The sequence below is a fragment of the Acinetobacter sp. YH12108 genome, assembly GCF_013419055.1.
GTDB lineage: Bacteria > Pseudomonadota > Gammaproteobacteria > Pseudomonadales > Moraxellaceae > Acinetobacter.
The window spans coordinates 1-14,704 of record NZ_VPAW01000028.1; the positions used below are offsets into that span (position 1 = coordinate 1).

The 14,704-nt window shown below is 37.6% G+C and carries 15 protein-coding genes and 1 pseudogene; 5 read left to right on the forward strand and 11 right to left on the reverse strand.

All coding sequences use genetic code 11. The features are described from left to right. Positions 1-127: 127 nt before the first annotated feature. From FTU46_RS14215 to FTU46_RS14240, 6 genes and pseudogenes are all read right to left on the reverse strand, one after another. Positions 128-1,609 (reverse strand): annotated as a pseudogene (locus FTU46_RS14215) (DEAD/DEAH box helicase); the annotation flags it as partial. Positions 1,610-1,624: 15 nt separating this feature from the next. Next, entirely contained in the window at positions 1,625-3,160 is a 1,536-nt protein-coding gene (locus FTU46_RS14220) for a site-specific DNA-methyltransferase (RefSeq protein ID WP_024160885.1), read from the reverse strand. A 172-nt stretch (positions 3,161-3,332) separates the two neighbouring features. After that, entirely contained in the window at positions 3,333-3,641 is a 309-nt protein-coding gene (locus FTU46_RS14225; RefSeq protein ID WP_024160884.1) for a hypothetical protein, read from the reverse strand. Between the two features lie 5 nt (positions 3,642-3,646). After that, positions 3,647-4,153, reverse strand: a complete 507-nt coding sequence (locus tag FTU46_RS14230) for a thermonuclease family protein (RefSeq protein ID WP_005006141.1) — start codon at positions 4,151-4,153, stop codon at positions 3,647-3,649. Between the two features lie 85 nt (positions 4,154-4,238). Then, positions 4,239-5,093, reverse strand: a complete 855-nt coding sequence (locus FTU46_RS14235) for a transglycosylase SLT domain-containing protein (protein ID WP_024160883.1) — start codon at positions 5,091-5,093, stop codon at positions 4,239-4,241. Between the two features lies 1 nt (position 5,094). After that, complete coding sequence (locus FTU46_RS14240; RefSeq protein WP_024160730.1) at positions 5,095-5,901, reverse strand: hypothetical protein; 807 nt, start codon at positions 5,899-5,901, stop codon at positions 5,095-5,097. Positions 5,902-5,960: 59 nt separating this feature from the next. Here FTU46_RS14240 and FTU46_RS14245 point away from each other — a divergent pair, with 59 nt between their 5' ends. From FTU46_RS14245 to FTU46_RS14260, 4 genes are all read left to right on the forward strand, one after another. Beyond that, the gene (locus tag FTU46_RS14245; RefSeq protein ID WP_024160731.1) at positions 5,961-6,383 is read left to right on the forward strand and encodes a hypothetical protein; all 423 of its coding nucleotides are present in this window, start codon (positions 5,961-5,963) and stop codon (positions 6,381-6,383) included. 80 nt (positions 6,384-6,463) lie between these two features. Beyond that, entirely contained in the window at positions 6,464-7,003 is a 540-nt protein-coding gene (locus tag FTU46_RS14250; RefSeq protein ID WP_024160732.1) for a hypothetical protein, read from the forward strand. A 34-nt stretch (positions 7,004-7,037) separates the two neighbouring features. Further along, a complete protein-coding gene (locus FTU46_RS14255; RefSeq protein WP_044111932.1) occupies positions 7,038-7,778 on the forward strand; it encodes a hypothetical protein in 741 nt (246 codons plus the stop codon). Positions 7,779-7,895: 117 nt separating this feature from the next. Beyond that, positions 7,896-8,642: a hypothetical protein gene (locus FTU46_RS14260; RefSeq protein WP_024160733.1), complete on the forward strand. Its 747-nt coding sequence runs from the start codon at positions 7,896-7,898 to the stop codon at positions 8,640-8,642. A 68-nt stretch (positions 8,643-8,710) separates the two neighbouring features. On the opposite strand, the gene FTU46_RS14265 is transcribed toward FTU46_RS14260, so the two are convergent. Beyond that, positions 8,711-9,502, reverse strand: coding sequence for a TraX family protein (locus FTU46_RS14265; RefSeq protein ID WP_043041422.1), 792 nt, complete (start codon positions 9,500-9,502; stop codon positions 8,711-8,713). Beyond that, positions 9,478-10,128: a hypothetical protein gene (locus FTU46_RS14270; RefSeq protein WP_024160879.1), complete on the reverse strand. Its 651-nt coding sequence runs from the start codon at positions 10,126-10,128 to the stop codon at positions 9,478-9,480. The genes FTU46_RS14265 and FTU46_RS14270 overlap by 25 nt, the downstream gene beginning before the upstream one ends. A 201-nt stretch (positions 10,129-10,329) precedes the next feature. Between FTU46_RS14270 and FTU46_RS14275 the strand changes: the two genes are divergently transcribed. Continuing rightward, the gene (locus FTU46_RS14275) at positions 10,330-11,169 is read left to right on the forward strand and encodes a hypothetical protein (RefSeq protein ID WP_227553478.1); all 840 of its coding nucleotides are present in this window, start codon (positions 10,330-10,332) and stop codon (positions 11,167-11,169) included. Between the two features lie 145 nt (positions 11,170-11,314). Here FTU46_RS14275 and FTU46_RS14280 read toward each other — a convergent pair whose 3' ends face one another. From FTU46_RS14280 to FTU46_RS14290, 3 genes are read right to left on the reverse strand one after another with little or no spacing between them, the layout of a single operon-like run. Then, the gene (locus tag FTU46_RS14280; protein WP_024160737.1) at positions 11,315-12,982 is read right to left on the reverse strand and encodes a DEAD/DEAH box helicase; all 1,668 of its coding nucleotides are present in this window, start codon (positions 12,980-12,982) and stop codon (positions 11,315-11,317) included. Beyond that, entirely contained in the window at positions 12,982-13,350 is a 369-nt protein-coding gene (locus FTU46_RS14285; protein ID WP_005006108.1) for a hypothetical protein, read from the reverse strand. The genes FTU46_RS14280 and FTU46_RS14285 overlap by 1 nt, the downstream gene beginning before the upstream one ends. Next, positions 13,347-14,531 carry a SprT-like domain-containing protein gene (locus FTU46_RS14290; protein WP_134253125.1) on the reverse strand — a complete coding sequence of 395 codons (1,185 nt, stop codon included), beginning with the start codon at positions 14,529-14,531 and terminating at the stop codon, positions 13,347-13,349. The genes FTU46_RS14285 and FTU46_RS14290 overlap by 4 nt, the downstream gene beginning before the upstream one ends. Positions 14,532-14,704 lie beyond the last annotated feature (173 nt).

A 14,704-nucleotide genomic window follows, 5' to 3' on the forward strand; every position in this document is an offset into this window, starting at 1 on the left:
AAATGCCTTTGTGCACTGGAAAATGGGATGTTTACCATCGGTTGGATAATGGGAGCCGGATGAGCTGAGAGGTTCATGTCCGGTTCTGCGAGGGGCTAAGGGTGAAATTCCCTTGGTCTACTCACCCTTCAAACGGGACAGAGATCATAGTTTCAGGGATCTTTTGTTTCGTTGCTGTACCATCGCCTCCAAGCCCAAGATTGTACTGAGGTTTAGCGACAATTGTTGCATCAGCCTCCCACTTCTCAAACCCCATATTTTGAATCATGCGATCTTTAAGTAACATCGTAGCTTGTGCAATAGAACTCGAAATGACATGAGCATACGCTTTATTTAACTCGTCATTTTGACGCAGTTTAGCGTATGGCATCCGTAAAACACGGCCTAATAATTGCTCAACATCAGTTGCAGAATTTATGTTTTGCAAACTTGCTAACACGTATGCAAAAGAACAATCCCAACCTTCCTTTAATGCCTCTACAGTGATTACAATCTTGACTTTGCTTTTAGGGCTAAATAGATTTTCATCTTCAAGCTCTTTGGTACCACCAGTAGAAATAGCAATCCAGTCGTTAGTAATATTTTCATATTCACTTAATAAATGTTCTTTAACAACATTTACATTAGCATCACCATTTTTATCCTGAGCTTGTATTAGCAATATTGGTCGGATATATTCCCTTTCATTTTGTGCCAGTACTTCTAGTTTCTGGCGTTGTATTAGCGCATCGCGAATACAATCTTGCCAACTACCAGTATGTTCAGTCAGAACTACAGGAAGTTTAATCATCTCTTCTGATTTTAATTCTGCTGCCGATACTGAATAAAGCACATTATTGTCTTTTGGAGTAGCTGTAAGCTCAATCAAACAACTTGGATTCAACGTTTTTAATGTAGTAAAAAACGTTTTACCACCCCGGTTCTTATGAGCTTCATCGACAATGATGATCGGTCTATGTAAATGAAAAAAGTTAACCAAGGAATGCTTTACACGGCCTATATCACGTTGCGTTAGAAATGTTTGATATTTCAAAGTATCTTCTGATACTCGATCCATGCCTTCAGTTTGGAAGTCAGTAAGGCTCGTAAAATGTTCACTTAATGATTCATCAAATGCATAAGCATTGCGTTGATAAGTCTTTTCCTTGTCGATATTGAACGCTTGAATCGTTGTCACAATCACAATGCATGATTGATTCACATCATGCTTGTTCAAAGTTTGTAGACTTTCAATGTCACATACTTTGATGCGATCGCCGTAATACCCTTGTAATGCTTTTCTATATGGATGTGTAGCATCAGATAACGCCAAAAGTGTTTGTTGGCGAATCATATCTGTTGGTACAAGCCATAGTACAATTGGAGAATCTGTATTTACGTAGTTACGCGCAGCAATCGCAATACTATGTGAAGCAAGTACGGTTTTACCCCCTCCAGTTGGTACGCGTAGACATACACTAGGAATTCCATCTAAGCGATCATTATATTTAATGTCTTCACCGACACACTTATTAAAAGCTTTTTCAGCACCTAATGAGGCAGCTAAAGTTAGGTAGTTCTCTAAAGATTGTAAAGACTGGCTTTGATAGTTTTTTAATTGAAAAGTCATGAGGAACCTTACGTATTAATTGCCATATAACGAATATGGAATCTGTTTAAACTCAATATTTAATTCATCTAATTTGGTTTTACCTAGTCGTGATGCTTCACCAATAATCACACGCTTACCTTCACTGGTATGGCAATCATTGAGGAAGTTTAATATAGAATGTGTGAGTACATTCCCACTATTAGGCCGTCTATCACCTAAAATGCCGTTATATAGTAAGAAATAAGATACGCCGTCATGAACACCTAAGAATGGACTCTCAAGGCTTACAGCACTATTGAATGCTGATTTAGTTTCGAGCCACCAAATATAACTAGCTAGGTCCATAAACTTAACATCAGAATTTAAAAATCCCTGATCATCAAAAACGGCGTTGCCTAGTTTATAAAAACTAAAACCTCCACCACCTTGCCACTCCACGGATTTAGATATGCCACCTTGCTCACCTTCAATGACTTTTTCTAAACGCGGGATAACGTGAGTTTGAGCATGATCACCCATTTCGATACCAATGTAGTGTCTTTCCATTTTGTGAGCTACAGCGGCGGTAGTCGCTGAACCTAAAAATGAATCAAGAACCATATCCCCTTTATTTGTCGCAATATAGAGTATTTTTTCCATCAATCTTTCAGGTTTTGGGCTAGAGAATGTTTCATCTTTTCCATACAAAAGTTGACTTTCTTTTTTTGCCTCATCGGTATGTCCATGATCTTCATGGTTCCACCAAGTCCAAGGCACTACACCTTTAACTTCAGATAAGTATCTAATAATATTAGGTTGTGAATCACCATTTTTACCAAAATATATTCGCCCTTCTTCTAACAATCTATCATATGTTGCTCTTGAAACACCCCAACACCTTCCCTCTGGAGGTCTGAAAGATTTACCTGATGGGCTCACAATTTCATAAAATTGCTCTGGTGTAGCATGTCCAGCTTGCGCTGTCATAGGAATACCACGCCATCTGCCTTTAGGATCATTATTTGGGTTTTTATATACTTTTGCTTGCGTTTCATTCATAGGAACTAGATTACGAACTTTTTTAAACTCCATTGAGTTTTTAGCATATACAAGCAAGTGGTCGTGAGCATCTCCAATAGCTTCACGGTTTTCTCTCGAATATCTTTTTTGCCATACGATGTTTGCTACAAAGTTTTTTCTTCCAAAGATTTCGTCACACATGACCTTTAAATAATGTGATTCGTTATCATCAAGAGTAATCCAAATAGAACCATCTTCAGTTAAAAGCTCCTTTAGTAATTGCAAACGTGGATACATCATTGTAAGCCATTGAGCGTGTTCTAATTTATCATCATAGTGCTCAAAAGCTGATTGACTGTTATACGGTGGATCAATAAAAACACATTTAACCTTACCGCCATATAAAGGTAGTAAAGATTTTAAGATTTGTAGATTATCACCCTGAATAATAAGGTTTTCTTTGGCTGTATCGGTATCACCAAATGATTTCTGGAATTTTAAAAGATGGAATGGAACTTGGCTTGCTGTTTCTTCGGCTTGGTTACGATTAACCCAATCGAGTAAAGGCATAAAAATCACAATTATAGGTTTAAATTAATAACCTATTATCAACTATTTATTTATTTTATATCTATAAGAATGATGAAAATATTTAATTTAACCCATTAAAAAACCACTAAATAGCTTAGTGGCTTGTTCTGTTTTGGTGATTAATTGGATTCCGTGGATATGACAATAGATGTCATATAAAACCTTCTTTGAACTGTCGCCCTTCCAGCGACTCTAAGTGCATTTCAAGGAAATCTATTGCCACTTCTGAGTAATTTGCGTTGGCTGAACAATTCACCAACTTTTCATCACAAAGACATTTTCCCAAATTTGCCAACTGAGTAACCAACTCATTTCGTACAGAAGCCAAGCTGAGAGCTTCAATCTGAGCTTGCAGTTCTTCACTGAAAAACTGCAGTTCCATACGATTACCACATTGTTGTTGCAGTACATATTTATTTAATACCGCTACGGCTTTAGCGGTATTTAATTCACCGTTCATCAATATTACTTATTGTGACGGTACTGGCTTGGATAAACAGGGTTTGGATCAGCCCATAAACCAAGGCGTTGAGAACGTGCGTTGCTTTCAGCACTCAAAATAATTTTATCTTTGAGATATTCACGATAAGCCCATGCATAGCCATCTTTAACTTGCTTATAGTTAACACTATTCACGATGTTTAAGTTAGGCACTTGGTTTGTACGCATCTGAAAAATGGTACCAAGAGTACGACCGTAGCGGTCCTTACTATTTTCTTGCACATACACAATCGTTTCATGCAAGAAACTGATGTTCTGACGCGATTTCTGACCAAAAGCTTGACTCTTTTCTGGTGCATCAATCTGGTTGAAGCGAACACGGATCTGCTCATTGTTGTTGTTTAAAACGGTGATAGTGTCGCCGTCAGAAATACGTACAACTTTGCCAACAAAATCGGCTTGAGCTGCAGTAGCAACAACAGACATGGATAAGGTTAAAGCTAAACTTTTTAAAGTTGTATTAAGGTTCATTTTGAATCCTTAGTGGGTAAAGAATAGGTAAATTATATCGCATTACATAACTGGAATTTTTTTCTTAAAAAATATATTTAGCTGATTAGTTAGGATTTATCCCCTTTCTCTCAAGCCAGTTTTTCCATTGAAGTGCATACGCAACTAAACCAGGTTGTTTCGCCGTGCCATTGCGATATATCGCATTAAAAGATGGCGTCCATGAATGGTAAGCAGCTGCTCTAACCCAAAAATCGGTTGACGGTTTTGTGGCTAATCGATTTCGCAAGATCTTGGCTGCAAGTCGCGCATTCAGACATCCATCAGTACGCACATAATGGCTGTTATAACTTTCAAACATACCGCCACGTTTAAAGTGTATGGTATTGATTTGGAATTGCCCCATATCCAATGAAAGGTTTTTGTTTTGCACTGTTTGTCCATTGGTACCACGCTCTTTGCTATGTATACCCAATAAAACATACAGCGGAACACCTTCTGACCGCGCAGCATGAATAACACAACTCAAAGTAGCGACTCTACCCGGTACGGTTTGATCGTAAGATGCACTCGCTTGATTGTATTGCGTAGTTGGATAGGTATAAGTAACAGGACGGATATTCTGGCGAACGGGTTGTTGTTGTGGTGCTGGTGCTTGCTGGCCACTAGGTTGTGGTCCATTTTGTGCAACTGCCGTGCGCTCAGTGCTAGTCGAAGTTTCTTCAGTTTTTTTCGGTGTGTACTTCACGCCCAAGTAACGACTCGTAAAGCCTCTTTGCTTTGCTGGCGCCGTTTCTTGCTGAGTGTTGGTCATGACCTGAAATGGTCGATATGGTGTACTTGATCCATTAGAATTGACATGGTTTGCATATGAACCTAGAGCCTCAGAACTTTGAGGCAATTGAGCATAAGCAACGCTTGATCCTAATAGAGTCGCAAATAGCGTTGGTTTTAACAGCATATTAATCAGCACCTTTATCGTTGTTGTTGAAATTGTCGATTAGGTGCTGTTTACGGTCAGCTAACTTATTCAGTGTTTCAACTGGCAATGGGTTTTTGCCGTCATACCACGATAAGCTATATTTTTTTGGCGCATAGCGGAACCATGCCAAGAATGGCGAATTCGGTAAGAATAAAAGACCAGTACGGACTTGCCATGCACGATAAGCTGAATTGATGCTAACCATGTATAGATAAAACACCAATAATACACCTGGTACAACAAGCATTGGATATAGCGCTTTAAAGAACATATAAACTACGTACAAGCCTGTAAACATAGATAATGCTAAATACAAATAAGAAGAAAACTGATGGTTTTTAATAAGCTTGTCTATTTCATCATTACTCATTGAAGCTAAACGTTCTTGCCCTCTTGGGTAGTGAGTATTAGCAATGAGTTTTTTCAGTTGTTTAAAATTGTTAGGTGCGACAATTTCATATTCACATAAAGGGTGTGCACATACCCAATTCACGTTGCCTTTATAAGAACGTGGAATCCTGTTGTCATGCATTAAAATCGATTTACCGCATTCGGGGCATGTTGGCGACAGCATTGATCTAATATTAGATAAATGCGGTAAAAACCCTTTTCTAGCTGAACTCCAGTGGCTTTTACGCCCGAAATCAAAAAAGACTCGCTTTAAAATACCTGATTTACGGGGTTGATTAGCTTCAATTGCCTGTTTAATGGCAGCTTCATCTAAAACCTCATTGGTAATATTTACCTTTTGTGTAGCACTATCAGAACTATTTTTATCTGAAGACATACTTTTACCTACGGACTTTTATTATGTAGAATACGTTATTATATTAAAGGATTTTCAACGTGTCTAAAACCCTTTTTAACTTCGCAACGGTTATTTTAATTTCCACCCTTTTAAGTGCCTGTAATAACTCTAATACTCCAAATGAACAAGATCCATTAAAAGGTCAAGAAAAGAAGTTTTTAGACGAATCCGCAACGAGTGAATCAAAAGAACTTGTGTTTTATGACTTGGTAGATCCTAAGAAAAAAGACCAACCTATAAAGGCTGAAGAAGCAAGTGCTTCCGAGCCTGAAGCCCAAGAACAACAACCTGAAAAGGCCTTATCTCCTGAGATTCTTGAAGCGATTCGTGAAAATACAGAACGACAAGAAAAAAAGGAAAATGCACTCAGAACAATAGCTGAAGCTAAGCGTATTGAAGAATTATTAGTAGGTAAAGATCGCAGTAGTGATGATGGTTATACCTATAACAGTGATGAATAATTGATATATCAATGGTTTTAACCAATACAAACTTATTATTTTAAGTTAAAATGATTTTAAATTTTTTGGTATATACGGTTATGTTTAACAGTGCTTTTAAGAAACATAAAATAAAAATATGTTTTGGCTTGCCAATCATAATTGTGGTTTCGATCTTAATATTCAAAATCTACTCCTACCCCTTTAAGCCAAGACTCTTAAGCCCCGATTGGATTGAAAGTCGCTACAATGGTTGGGAAGTTGAACATCATGACTTATGGATTGCTACAATTGTGGATGTTGTTGGTCCAAAAACAGTAAAAATTAGAAATCAAAATGGAGAAGAAAAAATTATGGATCTTCTCTATATAAATGCTTTGCAATCTTCGGAAAAAATGAAAAACCTCTATATCAATAGCTTGTCCGGTTATGTTGGCCAACAGCTATTTGTAAAAGGAGATCCAGACAAAGCGCGGTTTAATGGCGTCTTGATCGATGGTAACGGTGAAAATATCAATCTAAACCTAACTTATGTACCAGGTGCGGTATTGGATATGTCATCAACTGCATACATTCATGACCGAGAAAAGCAATTAGTTCCTTATTTCGCGAATATCAATTCAGAAAATAGAACGTTTTAAGTTATAAATTAAGGGATATTAGAAAGGCCAAGCTATGCCAGCACCATTATGTTTCCTCACACTGGAATTTACCGCCAAAGTCAAGAATCCAGTTGATGTGCCTGACATTATTAAGTCGTCTATTTTGACGCGTATTAAAAAGTGCCGCACATCATCAATAGAACAGGCTCAGTATCTTTATAATGCTGAAGAGAGCTACTGGAAGCCAAAAAAACAAGTCACTGAAGAAGCAACTCAATATCATGGCATCACCAATGAAGATTTATTAACGCAAGACTCAATCAATGGTCTAAAGATTAAAAACTATGTTGTGTATTGGGCAAACGTTTATACATTTAGAATTTTGCAAAAAAGCAAAGTGAAGTTTTTTAATCACCGCTTTATCTTTTTAAACAACTTAATCAACGTGATTGGTGAAGATGGTTCCCTACCCATGACAGAATGGGCACGTTTAGCCAGTGCAGCTTCGGGAAATAATGAATTTCCAGAAGAGATACTGACTAACACTAACAATAAGGTCATCTGTTTGACCGTTATATTTGATTATATTTCTGAAAAATTAACATCACTTTATGGTTTGGATCTAAATAAGCATTACGATCTGGTTGCTGCAGTACAATACAACAGTGCTATCAAAGCTAAGAGTCAAAAATCATTAAAGGTTCATAAGCTTATGCGTGATGATTTTAATGAGTTTAAATTGCTTTTAGACAAAGGCATGGAGATTAAGAGAATTAAAAAGGAATATTTTATAAATAATAACTACCTCCCTTAAACCTAAAAGCCACTTTCTTAAAAGTGGCTTTTTTACGTTAAACATAAAATAAACTATCACTAAAACCCTTTTTTAAAATATAATACTTTTAATTTCTATTTTAACTGGTGATACATTGTGAGTTTAATTAAGAAGCAAAAAGACATTCTATCTCACGACCCTCTTGTTTCAATTTTTAGTAACAATGACCTTTTAACAATCTCAGTTGATACGGATTCTGAAGATTTGAATCGTCAACCTAAAAATATAAAAATCCCGAATGCCGATCTTAAAGAGTTAACAATACAAATCAGTGGTTTTGATACTTTAGAAAACAATGATGTTGGTCGTTATTTCACTTGTTCTGGTACCGTAGAGCTCGTTAATACACTAGGTAATGGTGAAGAAAAACGTTTTGTATTAGCAGAGCCAAAAATCAAAGTAAACGTGGCTAAAAAAGGTCATTTACCGCAAACAGAACAAATTAAACAATTGGTTCGTAATGCGTGGATGGATGCATTTAGCTATGGTTGCCAAAACATTAACCAACCTTACCACTATGAAGATGAAACTTGGTTTGAACGCTTCAAAGGTAGCATTATTGGTAAATTTGTACTGATCGTACTTGCCACTTTCTTTGCTGCTTTCATTGGTTTGGCTATTTTTGGTTATGCTGCTGGTAAAAAACAACAGGACCCAACATTAGAAATTGCGAATCAAATTGCTCAAGATCCTGAAGCATTAAAGCAATTGCTGAATCAATATGATCAACAAAATAACCAATCTGGTGCACCTACTCCACAAGCATCACCAGAACAAGCAGCTGAGCAAGAAAGACAGCAAGAAATTAGCTCATTCGGTTTAGATGCTGGATCTAGCGAATAACGCTGATTAAGCAATAAAAAAGCACCTTAGTCATAAATACTTTGGTGCTTTTTTTATGCCTAAATTTATTATGCAAATTTAAAAAGAATCCAAATGATGACGAGATGTACTGGATAGAACCAGTACGCCCACTTCCCCACTGGCGGTAATTCAAAAGGTATATTCATGTGCTGTCCTTTCAGTAGGAATTGTGCACCAATACACGTTGCAATGGCGCTACTGACAGCAAATGAGAATGCCAAAGAATATGTAGTCATATCCGTATAGTAGCCACCAATCAACCAGTTGAAAATGTTGGCCAATGAAGTGAGCAAGACGCTGATCATTAAAAAGTATTTCTTAGAATGAACGTTGGTTGTTTTAAAGAATAAATACAGGAATACAATTAATAAAACGCCCCACACGCTATACATAATAAAATTAGATAGCAATGTGATCACGACTAACAGAGAGACAAACTGCAGCGTTGCATATTTATGTTTAGATTCCCCTAATACAACAAGCAAAAATCCTAAAAGCAACGTAGGCATGACGTTCAGAGTTGTAAATGGCTCTTGGTTGAATAGTTGATACGGTACTTCTGATAGCACACAAAACAACGCCAAATTTTTAAAATAGTTTTTTAATGTATGGGTTTTCTTTTTAGAAATAGCTTGGTTCAAATTGAATGCAAGCATGATACAAAAAATAGGAAAAGCCCAACGGCCAATCGTCCTCAACAACAGATTATATTGAGGAAATAATATTGATGCGTGGTCAATAACCATGGTCACAATCGCAATCCACTTCAATAGATCCAAGGCTCTATTGCGATCTCGCACGGCGCTTTGGCTAATTACAGCTTCTTGTAGATGAACCATGTGTTATTTTTCGCTAAAGGGTTTGTATAAGCATCACTACGCTGTTTTCGGGTGTTGTTACGATTATCTAAGATCTCAATGCTATTCCAACCTTCGGGATAACCGAGCACCAGGCCAGAGTTATAAAATCTCGTGCGATGACGCTCTTCATCGCCGGCATAAAACAAGTACGCACGAATATCGTTATACGGTCGATGCCCGACCAATACGTTATCTTCATCACGATCAAAGTACTCATAAATTAAATCCGTATATTCACGATTGAAGTATCCGCACTTCTCAAACAGATCTGCACTTGAACGAAAAGTAATAGATTCCTTGGCCAGTGTTTTATTTAAAATCATGCGAGTGACATTACGAGCAAACACGGGCAAATTAAAATGCACAGGCAAATGAATTTCATTTATTTCGGACAAATCAATAGGATCACCAAAAGGATTAGAAAGTTCTAATGCTTTTTGATAAAAGTCCATCCATTGTGCAAGATATTCATCAACAAACTTTTTCTCACCATAATAAATTGGTAATCCATCAACCGTTAAAAGGTTTTGTGGAGGAAAAATATTGTTTCTTAAATCTAAGATGCTTTGTTTTAATTTTGCGATTTCGATTGGATCACTAATCATAACAACTCACTCGAATTAGAGTATTAAAATAATTATATAGGGTTTTAATTAATTGGATATAAGTTTTTAGCTCAGTAAATAAGCATTTTTGTTGTGTGGCGAATTAGAATTGATAAAAAATTTAAAAGAATATTTATTCTAGGAATTATTGATACAATGTATCTAATTTCTTACGAATTAGTATATACAATTGGGATTACTATGCTTACCCCTGATCGAATAGACAAACAAGTTAATTTGGCTGGAATTGACCAGTCGTGGACCAATTTATTAAATCACTTGGACATTGATAGTCATCCTGAATACAACATCGATAAAACTCAGCCATGGTACTTGGCTAATTTTGTAGATTACCTACGCCTACTCAACTTTAAGTTTGATGAATTAAATCTAAGAGAGATTCGTGCAGTAGATTATGACTTGGTAGATTGGTCATTTCTTAAATCTAATCGCCTAAATGGTGCTGAGGTGTTTAAGGACCTAACCATTTATCTGCAGAAACCCAATTTTGTTACGCAATATCCTAAATGTGTACCCATCAATGCTGATGTTCGCGATCGTAAGCTTGCAGAGGTCATTTATGATTACTACAGACGCTTCTTACCGTTTTTCTATTCATTCATTAAATTAATCAGATCAACGCAGCGCTTATCTCTAGAACGTAAATTACCCGTGATTGATAACTTTATGTCTAATTTTGGAGATCTTAGTACTGGTGAGTTTTATTCAAATATTCCATTTGATGATGCAGAGCTCAAAAGGATTTTGAAAAATGGCTTTGAAAAATATAGAGAGCATAAATCAGAACAGCGGTATAGCCGTGCCATCGCAGAGCTAACACCGATGTTTAAAGCTTTGTCTGAATACTTAAAGATTGTGTCTACGGTTAACTACGTGGATCTAGACCTTATTCACTTCTTACACAATGCATTTTTGGGTAAAAACTTTAATGTTTATTCAGATCTATTCGCTTTGGATAAAGAACCTAATTTGTTGGTCAATTTAAGTTGGACATACACAAAAGCATTTCAATATTCATAAATAGCACCATGGTAGTTTATGTGCATCGGCTATATCAAAAGGAAGAAGAATATAGCGATCTTTTAACGAAAGGGCCTGGTCATACCGAAGTTTTGTAGCAGAATCTCTAAAACAAGCTAGGTAAAGTTCAGTCATAAAGTTTCTCTTAAGCTACCTTCTTATTCAGTATGTGTTCGGCTAAGCGCTTGATACCGCCACCGTCCGTAATTAAATGTTCAAATAATTCGCCATTCGGGTTTTTAACTCCTTCCAACTGGCCTTTTTTGATGCCTAAGACATCAGAAATAATTGGATCTGAACCCGAATCAGCCAACAAGTAATATGCCGAGATCTGTTTGATTTGACCGTCACGGTCTAAGCGACCAATACATTGATCATGAACACCAGGCGACCAATCCAACTCACCAAACACAAATGTTTTGCATTTTGAGTGGTACTGCAAGCCATCAAGCCCGGCAGATGAACGTAATGAACTAATGAAGACTTTACTTTCATCATTCAAGAATGCTTGTTTAGATCGTTCCTTAGCTGCAGGTCCTTCCGTACCTGTATACATAACAGGATTGAATTCAGCCAAGCGTTCTAGCCAAATGTTGTACACATCTCGATGCCAACCATAAAGCATGACTGATTCACCAGACTCAACAAGCATACGCACGAACTCAGCGACATACGGCGCTTTGGCGATACCTGTTGCTTGGCGCATCATAATATTGAATTCTTCTGTCGCACGAAGCTTTTGCCCTTGGAATTCTTGAGTAGAGCTTAAAATTACTTTTGCCAGTTCCATTGCCTTGCCCTTAATTTGATCCAGTACTTTAGGATCGCTTTCGACATATTGAGGGATGATTTGTACTGGCGGTAACTCTCGATTTACATCTGCTCGAGTACGGCGCAACATTAGACCTTCATCACGTAAAAACATCCCGAACGCTTTAGGATCATTAATACGTTTTTCGTGTGAACACCACTCACGAGCGAATTCGGTAGCGGTACCTAAGCTATCTGGACGCAATATTTCAATGATGTTGTAGAATTCATCACCGTAGTTATAAATCGGTGTAGCTGATAGACCGAGGCGTAATTCAGCTTGGTCACTAATGAGTTTAGCAGCGGAATACTTTTGCGATGTATAGCCAGTCCGTAACTCTTGGATCTCGTCAAACACTACGTACTTAATCTTTCCGGCAAGATATTCAGCCCAACCGTTCAACTTTGAATAACTGGTGATAATGACATCGGGTGCTGCTTCACCCTCTTTGTGCAATGGATAAGGCGATGCTTTCTTTAGGATGTGACATTTTAGGTGCGGAGCAAAGCGTTCAATTTCATTCTTAATTTGCATTGGAAGATGTGTCATTGTCACAAAAAGCGCCGGGAGCGATTCAGGTAGAATCATCGGACATATTCCACTCGCTGTTTTGCCAAGGCCCAAATCATCCCCCAAGAGCAAACCTTTAACATTAAGTAGTAGATCTGCAGCTGCTCTTTGATACTCATATGGAGGCACGGCAAGATCAAATGTTTTGATCGGACGTTTATAGTCCATCACATCCAAAATATCTTCTTTTAGCGACACATAAGCCTTAGATTGCGCTTTCATGTATTTAAGATCATCAACATGCATTGGATAACGTTCAATAAACCAAAGTAGGTCGTGACAATTAGACGGCGTATCGCTTAACTCAATAAATTTTGATGCATGTTGGCTGACTTGTGGGAATACACGCTTAAGTCGTGTTTTAACATGTGGTTCACATTCAATGTGCCAGTTTTTTTCTTGACGAGAAATGGTGCCGTAAGATTTAGACATTAGAAGACCCCCACTAAAATACGATGGCGGTAAATAAATTTATTGTTCAGTTGGATTGGAATGTTATTCACCCAATACGGTGTACCAACCACATAGAGCGCTTTTATGCTGTCATGGCTTAAATAGCGATTGATCTGACGCAATAATGCGTTACGTGCACCATCTATTTTTAATTCAACACCCACCTTGCCGACATCAAGCTCAACAGTAAAATCAATGATGTCTTTATTTGATAGACGAACCTCACGTTCATACGGAATCTCATTGGCAATAAACATTTGCTCAATCGCGAGTTGTAAGTCTTTTTCGTTATAAAAACGGTATTTGTGTGAAGAAAACAGAATTCCAAGCTCTTCAATCGTTTTCATTCTGCATCCCCTTGGTCAGCTTTAGCAGCCTTTTTGTTTTTCTTCACCTGGCTTTTATCAATGGATTTTGATGGTACCAGTTCAACTTCACATTCAGTACACGATAATCTAAAAGTAGGACTACACGTTGCACCACGGCCACACTCAGGACACGCAAAAGATGCCCTAGTCTGTTTCTTAGGCTCAGGCTCAGGCTCTTCAAAATTGGCTAAACCAAGCTCTTGATAGAGTGTTCCACCGATCATAGTTTCTTTGAGTACAATAAGCTCGTTATCATCGCCGTTTGGTTGTTCACCCTTATAAAGTTTAACAACCTTAGGTTCTGGTATTGGTTTGTCGTCATCATCTAACGGATCTTCATCAAAAGCCGTTGGATAATAACCGCCAAGGTTTGCACCGGTATTTGATATGTCGATTAGTCCGATCGCTACATCAAAGGGATTCATTGTAGTGGGAGTCGGTTCCTCTTCTTCATCACTTGTTGGGATGGCATATCCAGTGAGGGAATCTGGTGCTTTTGCCGGTTCGGCAACTGGCTTCTCTTTTTTAGGTGATTTCAAAGCTGAATTGATTTCATTGCCAAGTAAGGCAATATGAAATAGCTTTGGAGAAGCAGTCGGAATGGACTCCAACAACTGCACTTGCTCTTGAATCATTTCAAGACTTGAAATCGTTTTGGGTGCGTACTTGTCATACCATTTGATGATACGCCCTTCATCGACAAGCTCATTGCACACTTGAATAAACAAGCCATCAGGTGCAACGATTTCGGTCATCTTCTCGCCTGTCGTGCGACCTTCTTTTGTGCCGTCATCAGTCATAATCAAACCGATCTCAAGCATAAATGCCGCAAACTCAGCATTGTGATATGAGCGTTTAGATGGCTCACCAAAAATGCTTTGTTTCATATGACACATCTCATGTGCATAGCATTTAAAAATGTTAAGCAATGGTTGGGTGCCAAAGTAATCAGGGTTAAGGGCCAGTTCGTGCGTATACGCCGTATCATCTTCTGTCGAAGCAAATCTATTCTCAGACCAATAACCGGTATTTTTGTTGATACGTTGAAGCGTAATCAAACAATCTGGTAATTCATTTTTGAATAGCCTTTCATTGAAACGGTCATACACCAACTGCAGTTCTTCATAAAACTGCAACGTAGTTCTATTCTTTATGTTCATTTTTCAGTCGTCCAAACAGGATCAAACTAGGTGTGGATTGTACAAAACAACGTTTAAAGTTTACGCACAGCTTAAAATACAGTCAATAGTTTAAAATAATCAGCAAAGCATATATTTTTTTAAAAAAAAATTACAACACAAAAAATAAGTATCATTAAAGTGTAGGTTTAATA